This is a genomic window from Sphingomonas psychrolutea (genome assembly GCF_014636175.1).
Classification (GTDB): domain Bacteria; phylum Pseudomonadota; class Alphaproteobacteria; order Sphingomonadales; family Sphingomonadaceae; genus Sphingomonas; species Sphingomonas psychrolutea.
The window spans coordinates 37,868-53,845 of the sequence record NZ_BMDW01000012.1; the positions used below are offsets into that span (position 1 = coordinate 37,868).

At 65.1% G+C, this 15,978-nt stretch carries 16 protein-coding genes; 7 read left to right on the plus strand and 9 right to left on the minus strand.

What is annotated here, in order from left to right:
• Positions 1–123: 123 nt before the first annotated feature.
• Positions 124–2,109: an alpha/beta hydrolase family protein gene (locus IEV62_RS10895; RefSeq protein WP_188447351.1), complete on the minus strand. Its 1,986-nt coding sequence runs from the start codon at positions 2,107–2,109 to the stop codon at positions 124–126.
• Positions 2,110–2,236: 127 nt separating this feature from the next.
• Here IEV62_RS10895 and IEV62_RS10900 point away from each other — a divergent pair, with 127 nt between their 5' ends.
• Entirely contained in the window at positions 2,237–3,913 is a 1,677-nt protein-coding gene (locus IEV62_RS10900; RefSeq protein WP_229733038.1) for a M28 family metallopeptidase, read from the plus strand.
• Positions 3,910–4,884, plus strand: a complete 975-nt coding sequence (locus tag IEV62_RS10905) for an agmatine deiminase family protein (RefSeq protein WP_188447353.1) — start codon at positions 3,910–3,912, stop codon at positions 4,882–4,884. The genes IEV62_RS10900 and IEV62_RS10905 overlap by 4 nt, the downstream gene beginning before the upstream one ends.
• Positions 4,885–5,011: 127 nt before the next feature.
• On the opposite strand, the gene dnaN is transcribed toward IEV62_RS10905, so the two are convergent.
• Positions 5,012–6,124 carry a DNA polymerase III subunit beta gene (gene dnaN, locus IEV62_RS10910; protein ID WP_188447355.1) on the minus strand — a complete coding sequence of 371 codons (1,113 nt, stop codon included), beginning with the start codon at positions 6,122–6,124 and terminating at the stop codon, positions 5,012–5,014.
• A 176-nt stretch (positions 6,125–6,300) separates the two neighbouring features.
• Complete coding sequence (locus tag IEV62_RS10915) at positions 6,301–6,978, minus strand: outer membrane protein (protein ID WP_188447357.1); 678 nt, start codon at positions 6,976–6,978, stop codon at positions 6,301–6,303.
• Positions 6,979–7,114: 136 nt separating this feature from the next.
• Here IEV62_RS10915 and IEV62_RS10920 point away from each other — a divergent pair, with 136 nt between their 5' ends.
• The 3 genes from IEV62_RS10920 (at position 7,115) to rlmN (ending at position 9,499) form a co-directional block, all read left to right on the plus strand.
• Positions 7,115–7,768 (plus strand): histidine phosphatase family protein, encoded by a 654-nt coding sequence (locus IEV62_RS10920; protein WP_188447359.1) that lies wholly within the window; start codon positions 7,115–7,117, stop codon positions 7,766–7,768.
• Positions 7,765–8,244, plus strand: a complete 480-nt coding sequence (locus IEV62_RS10925; RefSeq protein WP_188447361.1) for a hypothetical protein — start codon at positions 7,765–7,767, stop codon at positions 8,242–8,244. The genes IEV62_RS10920 and IEV62_RS10925 overlap by 4 nt, the downstream gene beginning before the upstream one ends.
• A gap of 73 nt (positions 8,245–8,317) precedes the next feature.
• Positions 8,318–9,499, plus strand: coding sequence for a dual-specificity RNA methyltransferase RlmN (gene rlmN, locus IEV62_RS10930; protein ID WP_373868584.1), 1,182 nt, complete (start codon positions 8,318–8,320; stop codon positions 9,497–9,499).
• A gap of 263 nt (positions 9,500–9,762) precedes the next feature.
• Here the strand turns inward: rlmN and IEV62_RS10935 are convergent, their stop codons facing one another.
• Entirely contained in the window at positions 9,763–10,077 is a 315-nt protein-coding gene (locus IEV62_RS10935) for a GIY-YIG nuclease family protein (protein ID WP_188447363.1), read from the minus strand.
• Positions 10,078–10,208: 131 nt separating this feature from the next.
• Positions 10,209–11,288, minus strand: coding sequence for an aldo/keto reductase (locus IEV62_RS10940; protein WP_188447365.1), 1,080 nt, complete (start codon positions 11,286–11,288; stop codon positions 10,209–10,211).
• A gap of 83 nt (positions 11,289–11,371) precedes the next feature.
• Between IEV62_RS10940 and IEV62_RS10945 the strand changes: the two genes are divergently transcribed.
• Positions 11,372–12,007: a TetR/AcrR family transcriptional regulator gene (locus IEV62_RS10945; protein WP_188447367.1), complete on the plus strand. Its 636-nt coding sequence runs from the start codon at positions 11,372–11,374 to the stop codon at positions 12,005–12,007.
• 12 nt (positions 12,008–12,019) lie between these two features.
• Here the strand turns inward: IEV62_RS10945 and IEV62_RS10950 are convergent, their stop codons facing one another.
• Positions 12,020–13,027, minus strand: a complete 1,008-nt coding sequence (locus IEV62_RS10950) for a zinc-dependent alcohol dehydrogenase family protein (protein ID WP_188447369.1) — start codon at positions 13,025–13,027, stop codon at positions 12,020–12,022.
• A gap of 133 nt (positions 13,028–13,160) precedes the next feature.
• Between IEV62_RS10950 and IEV62_RS10955 the strand changes: the two genes are divergently transcribed.
• Positions 13,161–13,916: a sulfite exporter TauE/SafE family protein gene (locus IEV62_RS10955; RefSeq protein ID WP_188447370.1), complete on the plus strand. Its 756-nt coding sequence runs from the start codon at positions 13,161–13,163 to the stop codon at positions 13,914–13,916.
• A 7-nt stretch (positions 13,917–13,923) separates the two neighbouring features.
• On the opposite strand, the gene IEV62_RS10960 is transcribed toward IEV62_RS10955, so the two are convergent.
• The 3 genes from IEV62_RS10960 to IEV62_RS10970 are packed head-to-tail and all read right to left on the minus strand — an operon-like array spanning position 13,924 to position 15,978.
• Positions 13,924–14,238 carry a cytochrome C nitrite reductase gene (locus tag IEV62_RS10960; RefSeq protein WP_188447372.1) on the minus strand — a complete coding sequence of 105 codons (315 nt, stop codon included), beginning with the start codon at positions 14,236–14,238 and terminating at the stop codon, positions 13,924–13,926.
• Positions 14,235–15,395, minus strand: a complete 1,161-nt coding sequence (locus tag IEV62_RS10965) for a molybdopterin-dependent oxidoreductase (protein WP_188447374.1) — start codon at positions 15,393–15,395, stop codon at positions 14,235–14,237. The genes IEV62_RS10960 and IEV62_RS10965 overlap by 4 nt, the downstream gene beginning before the upstream one ends.
• On the minus strand, positions 15,388–15,978 hold the full coding sequence (locus IEV62_RS10970) for an NADPH-dependent FMN reductase (RefSeq protein WP_188447376.1): 591 nt from the start codon (positions 15,976–15,978) through the stop codon (positions 15,388–15,390). Before IEV62_RS10970 ends, IEV62_RS10965 begins: the two co-directional genes overlap by 8 nt.

The window sequence follows — 15,978 nt, forward strand, 5'->3', positions numbered from 1 at the left end:
TAAATCCAGCCACACTCAGCGGCTCGGCCGGCTGGGCCAAAGCCCCGTCCGACGACGCGGCTTTGCCGCGGCGCTGCACCAAGCGAAACAAAAAGGGCGGCCCCGCAAGGAGCCGCCCTTTTTCTATGGCAGCGCCGGCATCCCCATCTTTTCGCGCAGGAAAGTATCGGCGCGATCAAGCATCGAAGTGCGCGCGGTACTGTCGTCGAGCTGATGGTCGAGATTTTTGAATTCGACGAGATCGACTGATTTTCCAGCACCTCGCAGCCGGCTGGCCATCAACCGCGATTCGCCGATCCCGACATTCTGGTCCATGTCGCCGTGGAACATCAGCACCGGCGCGGTGATCCGCGCGGCATTTTGGGCGGGAGATCCCTGAGAGACATGCGGGCCCTTGCCGATGAAGGCATCGACCAGCGCAAAATCGCTGTAATTGTCATGCTCGTGCCGGAGCGTGTCGAGGTCGGTGACGGGCGCGATCGCAACGATCGCCTTGAACAGCGTCGGGTCGAGTACCGCCGACTGCAAGGCGGCATACCCGCCATACGACCAGCCGACGATCGCCAGCGTCTTCGGCGCGGCGATTCCCTGCTGCACCAGCCAACGCCCGCCGTCATTGACGTCGCCGATCGCGGTACGCCACGATTTGAATCCGTTCTGCTTGAACCAGCTTTCGCCATAGCCGGTCGAACCGCGATAATTGGGTTGCAGCACCGCATAGCCGCGCGCGGCAAAGAATTGGGCAAGCCAGTCGAAGCCCCATTCGTCGCGGTCGCCCGGTCCGCCATGCGGCATCACGATTGCGGGAAGGTTGGTTGCCGATTGGCCGAGAGGTAGGGTCAGGTAGGCCGGAATCATCGTGCCGTCGGCGGCAGGAAACGTAATCGCCTTCACAGGGGCGAGCGTGGTCTGCGCAAGCGGCGGCCGCACACCCAATAACGGACTGAGCTGCCGCGTCTTCTTGTCGAACAGCATATAGTCGCCGGGATCGACGTCGCTACCGGCCCATAGCAGCAGTTTCGATTCATCGGCGCTGGCGTCGATGAACTGAACCAGCGGGCGCTTCGGAATCGCCTTGGCCAGCCCGATGCCGAGCTTTTTCAGTTCCGGGTCGAAGAATTCGGTCTGGCGCCGGTCGGTGACGAAGCTGACCCCGACCACGCGATGTTGTCGTCCGATCCGGACCAGTCCCGCAAGGTCTACGTCGGGCCTGGCGAACACGAGATCGCGTTTCATGCTGCCATCGAGCGCGATCTTGAATAGCGCCGTGCGTCCGTCCTGATCGTCGAAGCCGTATGCGACGTTGAGCCCAGGGTCGACCGCATAGGGATCGAACCCGCGACCCCCTTGCGAATCGCCGACGACGGTGCTGAGCGGCAGCCATGGATTGGAATCGGGCTTGCGATACAGATAGGTAATGCGGGTCGCGCTATAACCGGTGCTCGTCGTCGGACGCAGGCCCATGATCCGCACATTGCCCTTGCCGTCTGCGATATATTCGGACGCGGTCAGGCGCGGTACTTCGATCGTCTGGCGGCGGAGCGAGACCGGGTCGACGCGCTCGACCGCCAGCCCCTCTGCCGAAACCGAAATGTTGGTGCCGGTTTGCAACGATGGCACGAACTGGCGGGTCATCAGCACCGTATTGCCTGTGGCATCGCCCTGCCAGTCGATGACATGGCCGCCGTCCTGCATGATGCCCAACGCATTCCCCGATTCGTGCGCACTGAGGGCCTTGGCGTTTTTGCCATCGGCGCCGATCGCGATCAGCCGACCGTAGCCGACCATGTCGGTGACGCGGCCGCTGACGAAGCCGAGCGAGCAGATCAGCCGGTCATTGCTCGCCCATTGGCAATATTGGAGTTCCTCTTTCTCTCCATTGGATGCCACGATCGGCATCGCCGGGGTGGCATTGTCGACCGTGAAGACAAAGGCACCTACCCCCCGTTTGGCGTCGGCCAGCAGGGCAACGAACCGCTTGCCATCCGGCGACAGCGCGATCTGCCGGACTTCTTCACGGGCGCCAAAGCGGGTTGCGGCGTCGCTGGCGGCGTGCGCCGATGTCGCGCTCAAGGCGACCCAACTGACCAATAAAACGCGCTTTTTCATAATGAAATGGCCTCCCCGATCACAACGATAGGCATGCTTTCGCACGCTGCCAAGCGGATTGGTCGCTGGTTGCGCGGCACGGCGTTGGATGCCAGAACGGAGCGTCAACCACGGGGATGCCGCGCAGATGAACACGTTCAGGATGGTTGGTTTCACGGCCTTGCTCGCGGCAGTATCGGCGCAGGCCGCGCCCCCTAAAACAGCGCTCGTGCCCCGGCCTGCCACACCCGCCATCTCGGTCCAGACGCTGAAGGACGTGACCAAAACGCTCTCTTCCGACGCGTATGAGGGCCGCAAACCAGTCACCCCGGCCGAGCAGAAGACCACCGACTATATCGTCCAGCGCTTCAAGGCGGCTGGGCTGAAACCCGGAAATCACGGCAGTTGGTTCCAGCCGGTGCCGCTCGTCGAAATGACCGCGCAGGACGTCTCGCCGATGACGATCACCGGCGGCAAGACCCCGCTCAGCCTGGCGTATCGCGACGATGTGGTGGTCAAAAGCTACCGCGTCACGCCCACAATCGCGGTGAAGGACAGTCCGGTCGTGTTCGTCGGCTATGGCATCGTCGCGCCCGAGCGCGGCTGGAACGATTATGCCGGGGTCGATGTGAAGGGCAAGACCGTCATTATCCTGGTCAACGATCCCGATTGGCAATCGCCGGAGCGTATCGGCCTGTTCGAGGGCAAGGCGATGACCTATTACGGCCGCTGGACCTATAAATATGAGGAAGCCGCGCGCCAGGGGGCCGCCGCCGCAATCATCGTCCACGATACCGAGCCTGCCGCTTATGGCTGGGGCGTCGTCCAGTCGAGCAACACCGGGCCGCAATTGGAACTCGACGAGAAAGGCGACCATGCCGATCAAAGCGATGCGATCGGCTGGATGCAACTTGGCAAAGCGAAGGAAGTGTTCGCGAGCGCAGGCCAGGATTTCGACGCGCTGAGTGCGGCGGCGAAGGTTAAAGGCTTCACCGCCGTGCCGCTCGGCGTGACGGCGTCGGTCAGTTTCACCAACACGATCAAACGCCAAGCGTCGAAGAATGTGATCGGCATTTTGCCGGGCAAAACCAAGCCGAACGAGTATGTTTTCTACACCGCGCATTGGGACCATCTTGGCCATTGCACGCCGGTCAAGGGCGATGGCATTTGCAACGGCGCGCTCGACAATGCGAGCGGCACGGCTGGGCTGGTGGCGCTGGCCGAGGCGAACGTGAAGGCGGGTCCGGGCAAGCGCAGCATCGTCTTCATGGCGGTAACGTGCGAGGAATGCGGGCTGCTCGGCTCGCGTTATTATGCCGAACATCCGGTCTATCCGATGGCCACGACGGTCGGCGGCGTCAACATGGATGGGCTCAACACCGTCGGCCGCGCGAAGGATTTCGTCGTGACCGGCGCGGGCAAATCCGAACTTGAGGACATGATGGCAAAGCTCGTCGCCGGCCAGGGCCGCGTGGTGAAGCCCGAACCCAATCCCGAACGCGGCAGCTATTTCCGCTCCGACCATTTTATGTTCGCAAAACTCGGCGTGCCGATGTTCTACGGTGAATCGGGCGAGGATCTGCGCGTCGGCGGGGCGGCGGCGGGCCATGCCGCGACGCTCGATTATATTGAGAATCGCTATCACAAGCCACAGGACGAATATAATCCGGCGTGGGACTGGTCGGGCGCGCTGGAGGATCTGCAACTCTATTACGGGCTGGGGCGCTCGCTTGCGGATGGCGCGATGTGGCCCAATTGGTATAAAACCGCCGAATTCCGCGCCGTTCGCGACCGCGACCATCCCGCAGCCAGGACGAAACAATGATGCGTCCCTGTCCCCCCGCCGAATGGGCGCCGCACAAGGCGGTGTGGATCGGCTTCCCGAGTCATCCCGAATTGTGGGAAGACGATCTCGAACCGGCGCGCAGCGAAGTGACGGCGTTCGCACGCGCGGTCCATGCCGATGGGCGCGGCGAACGCGTGATTCTGGTGACGGCGGATGAGGAGGCGGCGAAGGCAGCGCGGCGTATGGCGGGTGATTTTGCCGATGTCGTGGTCGAGCCGTTCGGCGATATCTGGCTGCGCGATACCGGGCCGATCCTGCTGTCCGACGGCAGCGCACGCGACTTCGGCTTCAACGGCTGGGGCGGGAAATATGATTTGCCGGGCGACGATGATATCGGGCGGCGGCTGGCGGCGCGAAAACGGCTGACGGTCGAAAGCTGCGACTGGATTCTCGAGGGCGGCGCGCTCGACGGGGATGGCACCGGCCTCGTCGTGACGACCGAGCAATGCCTGCTCAACCCCAATCGTAACCCCGCTTTATCCAAGGCAGAGATCGAGCAGCGGCTGCGCGACGATCTCGGGCTGGTCGACGTGCTGTGGCTTGGCGACGGGCTGATGCACGATCATACCGACGGCCATGTCGACAATCTCGCGCGCTTCGTCGCGCCCGGCGTGCTGGCAATCCCCGATGCGGCCGAGAACGACCCCAATTGGCGAGTCTATCAGCGCGCCGCCCAGGCGGCGGGCGCGGTCGACGGGCTGGAGGTCGTGCGCCTCCCTTCGCCCGGTCGCGTGCTGCGCGACGAGGAGATCGTGCCGGCCAGCTATATGAACTTCTACATCGGCAATGCCACGGTGGTGGTGCCGCTGTATGGCGCGCCCAATGACGAAGCGGCGGTTGCGGCGGTGCAGGCGCTGTTCCCGGGCCGCACCGCGGTCGGCTTGCGGGCAGACGCGATCCTTACCGGGGGCGGCAGCTTCCACTGCATCTCGCAACAAATCCCGGCGTAGGTCAGACCCGCTCCGTTCGCCCTGAGCTTGTCGAAGGGCAGCGTGCCTCAAATGCACCGGTCGATAGCGGAAACCGGCCCTTCGACAGGCTCAGGGCGAACGGGGAAGAGTAACCGGTCAGCCCCGATTACACCCGCATCGGCATCAGGACGTACAGCGCCGCCGACTTGTCATTCTCGCGGATCAGCGTCGGCGCGGCGGCATCGGCGAGGTGAACCTCGATCGTATCACCGTGCAATTGCCCGAGAATGTCGAGCAGGTAGCGGCTGTTGAAGCCGATTTCGAAGCCAAGCGCGGTATACTCGCCGGGGACTTCTTCGGCGGCGGTGCCGTTTTCGGGGCTGGTCACCGACAGGATGATCTTGTCGCGGTCGAGCGCCATTTTCACCGCGCGGGTTTTCTCGGTCGCGATCGTCGAGACGCGGTCGACACCTTCCTCGAAGCTGCGTGGATCGATCTTGAGGATCTTGTCGTTGCCGGTCGGGATCACGCGGCTGTAATCGGGGAAAGTGCCGTCGATCAGCTTGGAGGTCAGCAGCGCTTGCCCCAGATCGAAGCGGATCTTGGTCGGCGACAGCGACACGCCGACCGACCCGTCAATCTCGTCGAGCAATTTGCGGAGTTCGGCGATGCATTTGCGCGGGATGATGACGTCGGGCATGCCCTCAGCGCCATCGGGGCGCGGCAGCGTGATCCGCGCGAGGCGGTGGCCGTCGGTCGCGGCGGCCTTGAGCACCGGCAGCGGATCGTCCGAGACGTGCCAGAAGATGCCGTTCAGATAATAACGCGTCTCTTCGGTCGAGATCGCGAAGCGCGTCTTGTCGATGATTTGTTTGAGCGTTTCGGCCGGGAGTTCGAAGCTCACTGGCAGCTCGCCCTCGGCGATCACCGGAAAATCGTCGCGCGGCAAGGTGCCGAGCTGGAACTTCGCACGGCCCGCCATGATGGTCATCTTGCCATCGGCGGCAGCCAGGCTGACCTGGCTCCCCTCGGGCAGCTTGCGGCAAATGTCGAACAGCGTATGCGCCGAAACCGTCGTCGCGCCGGGTTGATCGACCGCTGCGGAGATTGTCTCGTTGATCTGGAGATCGAGGTCGGTCGCCATCAGCTTCAGGCCACCTTCTGCGGTCGCCTCGATCAGCACGTTGGACAGGATCGGGATCGTGTTGCGCCGCTCGACCACCGACTGGACGTGGCTCAAGCCCTTCAACAAAGTCGCGCGTTCGATCGTGGCCTTCATGTCGTTCCCCCGGGCCGCCGCCCTTAGTTTCTCCGGCCACGCCACGCGCACCGGAGGCAATTCGCCGTATCGCATTCCTTAAACATAAAAGGGGCCGGAGCAAGCGCCCCGACCCCCGATTTACGCCCGCAAACGCGAGGTTTGGCCCATTTGAGGGCGGTGCCGGCCGTCAGGCCCTAAAAGCGAACGCCTACGCCAGCGACGACCTGATGCCGGTCGGTATCGACGCTGAAATTGTTGGTGTTCGTGCCATTGGCATATTCGAGCCGTGCGTTGCCGTAGTTCGAATAGCGATATTCGAGCTTGGCATAGGTCGTGCGACCGATCTTCTGCTCGACACCGGCCCCGACGCGGTACCCGTCGAGATTATAGTGACGGCCGGTCGTGGTGGTGCCGTCATTCGCGGTCAGATCGAGCCGGGCGTTGGTATAGCCGCCCTTGGCATAGATCAGCGTCGAGGGTGCAACGACATAACCGATGCGCGCACCGGCATAAAGGTCACGGCCTTGCTTGACGGCGCCATAGCCGAGTGCGGCCGCGCTGGCCGGACGGTTGCTGACATCGCCGGTCGATCCGGTGACTTCACCTTCGGCACCGATTACGAAGCGGTTGACCGCGACGTCATAGCCGAAGTCGCCGCCATAGGTCAGGCCGCTGGCCTTGCGGTCGCTGGTGATGTCGGAATTCGGGCCGCGACCTGGCTGCAACTTGTCATAGCCGAGAATGACGCCGACGCGTGGGCCGGTGAAGGTACGATCGTCGCGCGACGGCGGCGGGCCATCCTGTGCAAAGGCAGGGGCGGCGAGCGCGAGGCCGAGCGTTGCAGCCGCGGCGGTGAGGGTAAGCTTACGCATGTTGGTAACTCCATTGGTACAACCCACCGATCCCTGGTGGGGCTTCTCAAATAGGTGGCGCGGGCAGGAGTTGCATGAACCTCAGACAACAAGGAAAAGCGTTGCTTTTGCGCCACACGGGGTTGAAAGGCAGGCCATGAAATCCGACGCCGCAATGCCGCCCAGAAGAGGCCGCGATTACATCGCGCGGCACGGCGAAACGGTGTTCAACGCCGCCGGACGGTTGCAGGGCGACCATCCGCACACGCCCCTCACGCGCGCCGGTTTCGCGCAAGCCGACGAGATGGGCCGGGCGTTGCGCGAAAAATTGGGGGCGAAACCGGCGCTGACGCTGTGGGCCTCGCCCACCGGGCGCGCGCTGCAGACGCTCGGCATCATCGCCGAGCATCTCGAACTCGACTGGCACGCCGCGCGGACCGATCCGCGGCTGGTGGAAATCGGCATGGGCAGTTGGGGCGGCGCTTATTATGCCGCGCTCGCCGAAGCAGGCGAAAAAGTGGTCGACCGCGAGCAGGGCCTGCTCTTCCCCGCCCCCGATGGCGAAACCTATCCGGAAATCGCCGCGCGCGTGTCGGCCTGGCTGGCGGATACCGCCGGGGAGGCAGGCGACCGGCTCGTGATCATGCACGGTATTTCGAGCCGCGTACTGCGCGGCGTGATGACCGGCGCGGCGGAGATCCCCGGCTATGGCGCGCCCGCTGCACCCGGACTACCGCAAGGCTCGGTCGTGATGATCGACGGCGGGGTCGAAACGATCGTCCACCGCGGCACCGGACACGCGCCGGCATGAGGTGGGCGGTGTCGTTGCTGGCGCTGCTCGCAACCCCGGCACTGGCGCGCGAATCGCTCGGCGTGTTCGACAGTTGGGGCGCCTTTACCGATCCCTCGCCACGGCATTGCTATGCGATCGCACAGCCTGCGCAATCGGGCGGCGCGTCGCGCTGGCGCCCCTTTGCCAGCGTCGCGAGCTGGCCCGGGCAAGGCGTGCGCGGCCAACTCCACATCCGCCTCAGCCGCGAGCGCAACCCGCAATCGCGCGTCACGCTCTCGGTCGGCGAGCGCCGCTTCGAACTGGTCGCGGGGAATGCCGACGCCTGGGCGCCCGACACCCGCACCGATAGCGCGATCGTCGCCGCAATCCGCTCGAGCCGCAGCATGAGCGTCGAAACCCTCGCCAAAACCGGCGCGCCGTTTGCCGATGTCTATGCCCTGCGCGGTGCTGCGACGGCGATCGACGCGGCGGCATTGGGGTGTGTCGGGCGGTAGCGACGGCTCCCGTCTGGAAAACCGCGCCGATTTCGACTACATCGCCGCGATGCCCAATTCCGCGACGACCCTCATGGCCATTCCCGGCCATATCGATCCTGTTCCCGTCCCCCGCGCGTTCGTTCCGCGCAGCGACGGGCGGACCGATTTGCTCGGCCTGACCAAGGCCGATCTGCGCATGGCGCTGGAGACCTCGCAGCTCGACCCCAGACAGGCGAAATTGCGCGCGAAGCAGCTGTGGCATTGGATCTACAATCGCGGTGTCACCGATTTCGCTTTGATGACCGATATCGCCAAGACGATGCAGCCGTGGCTGCGCGATCGCTTCGTGATCAGCCGCCCGCAAGTGGTCGAGGCGCAAGTCTCGACCGACGGCACGCGCAAATGGTTGCTGCGCACCGATGACGGCAATGATTATGAGATGGTGTTCATCCCCGATGCCGACCGCGGCACGCTGTGCATCTCCAGCCAGGTCGGCTGCACGCTCAATTGCAGCTTCTGCCACACCGGCACGATGCGGCTGGTGCGCAATCTCGAGCCGTCGGAAATCGTCGGTCAGGTCATGCTCGCGCGCGATGCGCTGGGCGAATGGCCGAGCCAGCCCGAGGGCCGGATGCTCACCAACATCGTGCTGATGGGGATGGGCGAGCCGCTCTACAATTTCGACAATGTCCGCGATGCGATGAAGATCGTCATGGACGGCGACGGCATCGGCCTGTCGCGCCGCCGCATCACGCTGTCGACCAGCGGCATCGTGCCCTTGATCGCGCGCGCGGGCGAGGAGATTTCGGTCAACCTCGCGATCTCGCTCCACGCCGTCACCAAGGAAGTCCGCGACGAACTCGTGCCGATCAACAAGAAATACGGGATCGAGGAACTGCTGCAGGCGTGCGCCGAGTATCCCGGTGCCAACAATGCGCGGCGCATCACCTTCGAATATGTCATGCTCAAGGACAAGAACGACAGCGACGCCGACGCGCGCGAACTGGTCCGGCTGCTCCGGAAATACGATCTGCCCGCCAAGGTGAACCTCATCCCGTTCAACCCCTGGCCCGGCGCGCCGTACGAATGCTCGACGCCGGAGCGGATCAAGAGCTTCTCGAACATCGTGTTCGACGCCGGGATTTCAGCGCCGGTCCGCACCCCGCGCGGCCGCGACATCGATGCGGCGTGCGGTCAGTTGAAGACGGCGAGCGAGAAAATCTCGCGCGCCGAGCTCGATCGGCAGGAAGCGAAGCTGGCGGCGCTTGGATAGGCACGTTTGCTGTCAGGCGCGATTGTCTCAAACCCGTTCGGCCCCGGACTTGATTCGGGGTTGTCAGAGCTCCGTCGCAGCAGGCGAGTCGATCACGTTCGGAGAGAGGCCCTTTGGCAGGCTCAGGGCGAACGGATTACGCGGGTATCGTGACCGCATAAACGGCGGCTTCCCCGCACAGGGGTTAACGTTCGAAGGTGGGTGGATGGCGGTCGTTCCCCCGCCGTCACCCCGGCCTTGTGCCGGGGTCCACCGTGCGCCAATTACGTCGTCAGGGGTGGTAGTCCGAGTCCGACCGCAAGATCATTCCAGGCCGGATTCTCGCGCTCAATAAGGTTGCGCTTCCAGTCTCGCTTGTAGCGCTTTAACTGCTTCTCGCGAGCGGTCGCAGCCTCCATCGTGTCGGCAATTTCGAAATAGACGAGCCGCTTGATGCCGTACTTCTTCGTGTAGCCGTCGAACGTCTCGTCGCGATGTTGCAAGATTCTGCCGACCAGGTTCGACGTAACGCCGACGTAGAGCGCACCGTTGTACCGGTTAGCAAGAATGTAGATACACGGTATGCGCTCGATCGCCATGCGCGGCATTTTGCTGCGCAGTGGACCCCGGCACAAGGCCGGGGTGACGGCGATAAACGTCGAGTAAGGTCGGCCATTAAGTCGCGAGCGGACAGGCCAGTGCGCAGGTCGCGGGCTGATGTTGTCCAGATTTAGCGCTCCCCCCACCCGGCAACGCCGTGGCCCCCGAACACCATCCGCCGCACACCCGGATGCGCAAGCGACGCGCTGAACCCCGGCACCGGCGCGCTCGCGTCGTCGAGCCGCTGCATCTGATCGTCGCTCAAAACGATCCTCGTCGCGGCGATATTGCTGTCGAGCTGCTCAACCGTCCGCGCGCCGATCAGCGTCGATCCGACCCCCTTGCGCGCCATTACCCAGGCCAGCGCGACCTGTGCGGGGGGCCGATCGAGTTCGCCCGCCACCGCCTTCAGCACCTCCAAGATGTCCCAGTTGCGCTCGGCAAACTTGCTGTCGCCGAACGGGTTCGGCCCGCTCAGCCGACCGCTATCCGCCGTGTCACCCCGCGCATATTTGCCGGTCAGGAAGCCACCGCCGAGCGGGCTCCACGGCACCACCGCCATGCCCGCCTCGTGCGCGGCGGGGAAATGCTCGGCCTCGACATCGCGCGCGACCAGCGAATATTCGAGCTGCAGCGCGATCGGCCCCGGCACGCCGCGCTCGCGCGCGACCGTCGCGACCTGCATTGCCAGCCACGCCGGCATGTCCGACAGCGCATAATAGCGAATCTTCCCCGTGCGGACGAGGTCGCCGAGCGTCTGAACGATCTCCGCCGCTGGCGTGACGCCATCCCAGATATGCATCCAGTACAGATCGATATGATCGGTCCCGAGCCGCTTCAGCGAGGCATCGAGCGCGCGGTGGATGTTCTTGGCCCCCGCACCCCCGGCATTGGGATTGCCGCCGCCGCTCTGGCGGGCGCTCAGCGGGCTGGCCGATGCGTTGAAGCCGAACTTGGTCGCCAGCACGATCTCGTCGCGCGACCCGCTGTCCTTGAGGAACTGCCCGATCAGCCGCTCGCTCTCACCGCCCGAATAAATGTCGGCGGTGTCGATGAAGTTGCCGCCTGCGTCGCGATAGGCATCGAACATCGCCCGCGCGGTCTGGTCGTCGGCATTCCAGCCGCCGGGGCCAAAGGTCATCGTGCCGAGCGCGAGCGGGCTGACCACCAGCCCGGAGCGGCCGAGCGTGCGAAAATCGGTGAGCGACATGGGGATGAGACTTTCCTAGCGTTCGTTATGAAAGTCCTGCTATCATCCGCGCTGGAAGGTCAAGACATTTCGGAACGATCACTATGAAACCATCAAGCGAGCAACCGCTCGCCCCGCCCCGCAAGACCGGCCGCCCCCGCTCGTTCGATCGCGACGCGGCGCTCGAACAGGCGATGTTCGCCTTCTGGCAGCACGGTTATGAGACGACCTCGATCGCCGATCTGACCGCCGCGATGGGCGTTACTGCACCCAGCCTCTACACCGCGTTCGGTGACAAGAAGCGGCTCTTCCTCGAAGCGGTGCAGCTTTACGCTGGCGATCCGCAAGCGATGGCGGACCGGATCGCCGACGCGACGAGTGCGCGTGATGCGGCGCACGATCTGCTGACCAGCGCGGCGATCGGCTTTACCGGCGAGGCGACGCCCAAGGGTTGTCTGCTCGCCAGCGCCACGGCGAGCGGGTCCCCGGATTCCGCCGACGTCCAGCGTGCCGTTGCCGCCATTCGCACCGCGATCGCACACCATTTGCAGTTGCGAATCGAGCGCGACATTGCCGACGGAGTACTTCCGCAAGAGGCCGACCCGGCGACCCTGTCCGGACTGGTGATCGCGGTGATCCAGGGCCTGTCGGTGCTCGCGCGCGACGGGGCAACACGCGACACCTTGCTGTCGATCACCACTGCGGCGCTCGCGGCGTGGCCGATACGCTGCCCTTCCTGATCGCGGATCACCTCACCATTCGACGCCGATCTTGCCGAAATGCCCGGCGCTGGCTTCGAACGCGAACGCATCGCCAAGCGCCTCCAGCCCAAAGCGCCGGTCGATCACCGGCAGGATCCCGGTCGCATCGAGCGCGCGGACGAAGTCCTGCTGTTCGGCGCGACTGCCGACGATCAAGCCCTGCAACCGCGCCTGTTTGACCATCAGCGCCGCGGTCGGGACATTGCCCGCGCCCCCGGTCAGCACGCCGATCAGCGAGATATGCCCGCCGACGCACACCGCGTCGATCGACTGGGTGAGCGTACCCGGCCCGCCAACCTCAACGACATGATCGACCCCGCGCCCGCCAGTCCAGTCGGCGATCTTGCGGCCCCAATTTTCCTCCGCGCGATAGTTGAGTGTGAAATCGGCCCCGAGCCCGCGCGCGCGCGCGAGCTTTTCGTCCGAGGACGAGGTGATCGCAACGGTCGCGCCCATCGCCTTGGCGATTTGCAGCGCCCAGATCGACACGCCGCCCGTGCCGAGCAGCAACACGCGGTCGCCGGCCTTGAGCTTGCCATCGACCACCAGCGCCCGCCACGCGGTCAGCCCGGCGGTGGTGATCGCCGCCGCCTGTACTGCGTCATAGCCGCGCGGGGCGTGGGTGAAGGCGGTCTCCGGCAGCACGACATACTCCTGCGCGAAGCCGTCAATGCCGTCGCCCGGCGTACGCTTGAAATCGCCGACGCGCGGTGGGCCGTCCTGCCAATCGGGGAAGAAGCACGACACGACCAGATCGCCGACCGCGAATTCGGTGACACCGGCACCCACAGCTTCGACCAGGCCCGCGCCATCGGCGAGCGGGACGCGCGGGTAGGTTGTCGGCATCCGCCCAGTGACGACGCCGAGATCGTGGAAATTGAGCGTGCTGCCGTGCAGCGCGACGCGCAGCGCGCCCGCACCGGGCTGGCCGGGATCGGCGCGATCCTCAAGCCGAAGCTGGTCGAGGCCGTTCGGCGATTGCAGCACCATGGCACGCATGAGAAGTCTCCTTGGGAAAGCGATGAAACGCGAGAGCGCCACTAAGTCTCCCGCACGAAGACAGCAGAAAGAGGCGAGCGGCAATTGGAACTTGGCCATCGACAAGCGCCGGGCCGGGCGCGATGGGGGCGGGATGACGCTCGCCACCCTCGCCCTTCCCCTCGCCGCCGGCATCCTCGGTGGCGCAATGAACGCGCTCGCTGGCGGCGGGACCTTTGCGACTCTACCCGCGCTGATCGCGCTCGGGCTGCCCGCCAACACCGCCAACGCTACCTCCAACGTCGCGCTGCTTCCGGGTGCGGCGACGAGTGCCTGGGCGTTTCGCGAGGAATTGGGTCCGGTCGGCGGGGTCGGCTTGCGCTTGCTCAGCGCCATCACCTTCGTCGGCGGACTGGCCGGGAGCTTGCTCCTTGCAGCGACGCCGACGCACGTGTTCGATCTGGTAATCCCGTGGCTGCTATTGTTCGCCCTTGTCGTCATCGCGTTCGGCAAACGCGCGGCAGACGCGTTGCAGCAGCGCGTCGCGATCGGCACGCGCACGCTAATCGTCGCGCAAGGGTGCCTCGGTATCTATGGCGGCTATTTCGGCGGCGGGGTCGGGTTGATGACGACGGCGGTGTACGGCCTGCTCGCCGGGGTCAGCCCCCGCGCGCTGTTCGCGCCGCGTACCTTGATGCTCGCGATCGCCAATCTTGCCGCCGCGATCGTGTTCATCGCGGTCGGGCTGGTCCGCTGGGCCGCCTGCCTGCCGATGCTGGCGGGCGCGATTGTCGGTGGCTGGGCCGGCGCGCATCTCGGCAAGCGACTATCGCCCGGATTGGTGCGCGGCTGGACCTTGCTGGTGACGGCGGTGACGACGGCTGTGTTCTTCTGGCGTGCCTATTTCTGATTGGGCCCTATTTCTGATTAGGAAGCGCGAGAAGGGCCGCGATGATCTTCGCATCGTCTTTCTCGTCGATGCTCGCTTTATAGGCACCGCGCATCTTGGTCACTTCGGCCTGCCATTGCTCGGGCTTGAGCTTGGGCTGCGAGAGAATCATTTCGGGCGAATGGCACGCGGCGCAATTGACGCTCAATATCTCGGCCGGGAGCGTCGCGGTCTCGACCGGGAGCGTGATGCTTTGCGATGTGAGCGTAATTTGCTTGGGGGCCTCCGCCGCCGGATGGCACGCGGCGAGCAGGACGAAAGCGGCGAGCGATAGCGCCTTCATGCGACCGTGACCTTCGCCGTTTCGATGCTGTTGCGCATATAGCCGCCTGGGTTCCAGACCGGATCGGGCCATTGCGTTTCGCCTTTGGCGTTGGTCGTGCGCACCGCGACGACATGCTCCCCAGCCGGCAAGGTCGCCGCCCAGCGGCGGAAGCTATAGGTGCCGTGATCGGGGCCAAGCTGCGCGGCGTGCCAGCTCTTGCCCGCATCGATCGACCAATCGACCTTGGCGACGCCCGCATCGCCGCCCAGCGCCACGCCGCGTACGGCTTTCGCGTCGGCGCGGGTGAAGAAGGCACGCGGGATCATCCGCCCGATCGGCACGGTCGGGAAATCTTTCGACCCCGGCACGACGCTCGCGCGCGGCGCGGCCGGGATGCGATATGCCTTCTCCATCCAATAGCCGGTGTCGGGCGCGCGCAGCACGTCGATCGTGTCGAGCGCCTTGACCCAATAGGTCGAGAACCAGCCCGGCACGATCAGCCGCAGCGGAAAGCCGTTGAGCAACGGCAATTGCACCCCGTTCATCCCGTAGGCGACGATCGTGTCCTCGGCCATCGCACGGTCGAGGTTGAGCGCCTTGGCGAAATCGGGGGCCGCGCCCGGCGGGTTGTCGAGTCCGGAGAAGCGCACTTGCGCCGCGCCCGGCGCGACGCCGGCGCGATCCAGAAGGTCGCGCAGCCGCACGCCGGTCCACAGCGCATTGCCCATCGCGCCATTGCCCCATTGCGCGCCGGGCACGCGCGGCCCGAACAGACCCCGCGAATTGCCTGAACATTGATTGACCGCCGCGATCTCCACGTGCGGCAGCGCCTGAATGTCCGCAAGCGACAACGACAGCGTCCGCTTCACCGCGCCACCGACTTGCAAGCGGAACGCAGCGACATCGACCGACAGCGGAATGTCGTCATAATGCCAGCGCACGAAGAAGCGGTCATTGGGGGTAAACGGCGAATCGCTCAGCGCGCCGTCAAACGCGTCGATCGGCGTTTCCAGCAACGGCGCGCGCGTGCGCTGCAGGATCATGCCGCGCTTGTCGGGGAAAGCGTCGGTCAGCGCGGGGCCGACCGTTTTGGCAAGCTGCGCCCATAGCGGTGTGCTCGCCAGCGCGCCTGCGCCGATCGCCAGCGCGGTGCGGCGGTCGACGCGCTTAATCATGCGGGATCGCCAGCGGGGCAAAGCGCGCGACTTGCTGTCCGACCATCTGCAATTGCGCAACAACCGCGGGATCATTCGCCCCGCCCGCGTCATCGAACTTGGTCACTTGCGAATTGACCGCCGCCGCAAACGGCGTCGGCCACCCGCGCAGCGCGTGAACGATCGAGCGCAACGCCGCGATCGTGCTGCCGGTCGCTTGCCAGCCATAGGCCGTCGCGATCAACCCCACGGGCATATCCGCCAGATACGGGCGGTTTTCATCACGCGCGGTTTCCTCAAGCAAGTCGAGCGCATTCTTGACCACGCCCGAAATGCTGCCGTGATAGCCCGGCGAGGCGATGATCAGTGCCGAGGCCTGCCGCACGGTATCGACGAAATCGCGCTCATCGTCGGTGCGCGTCGTCGCCTTGGGATCGTAAAGCGGGAGGCGCGCCATATCGGCGCCACCGAACATCCGCGTGCGAAACCCCTCGCGCCCCGCCGCATCGAGCGCGATCGCCAGCGCGCGCTCAGTCGAGGACACGCCGCCGATCGTCCCGCCGATACCAACGACAAGCGGGAGAAGAGCAGGAGAATCGACCAT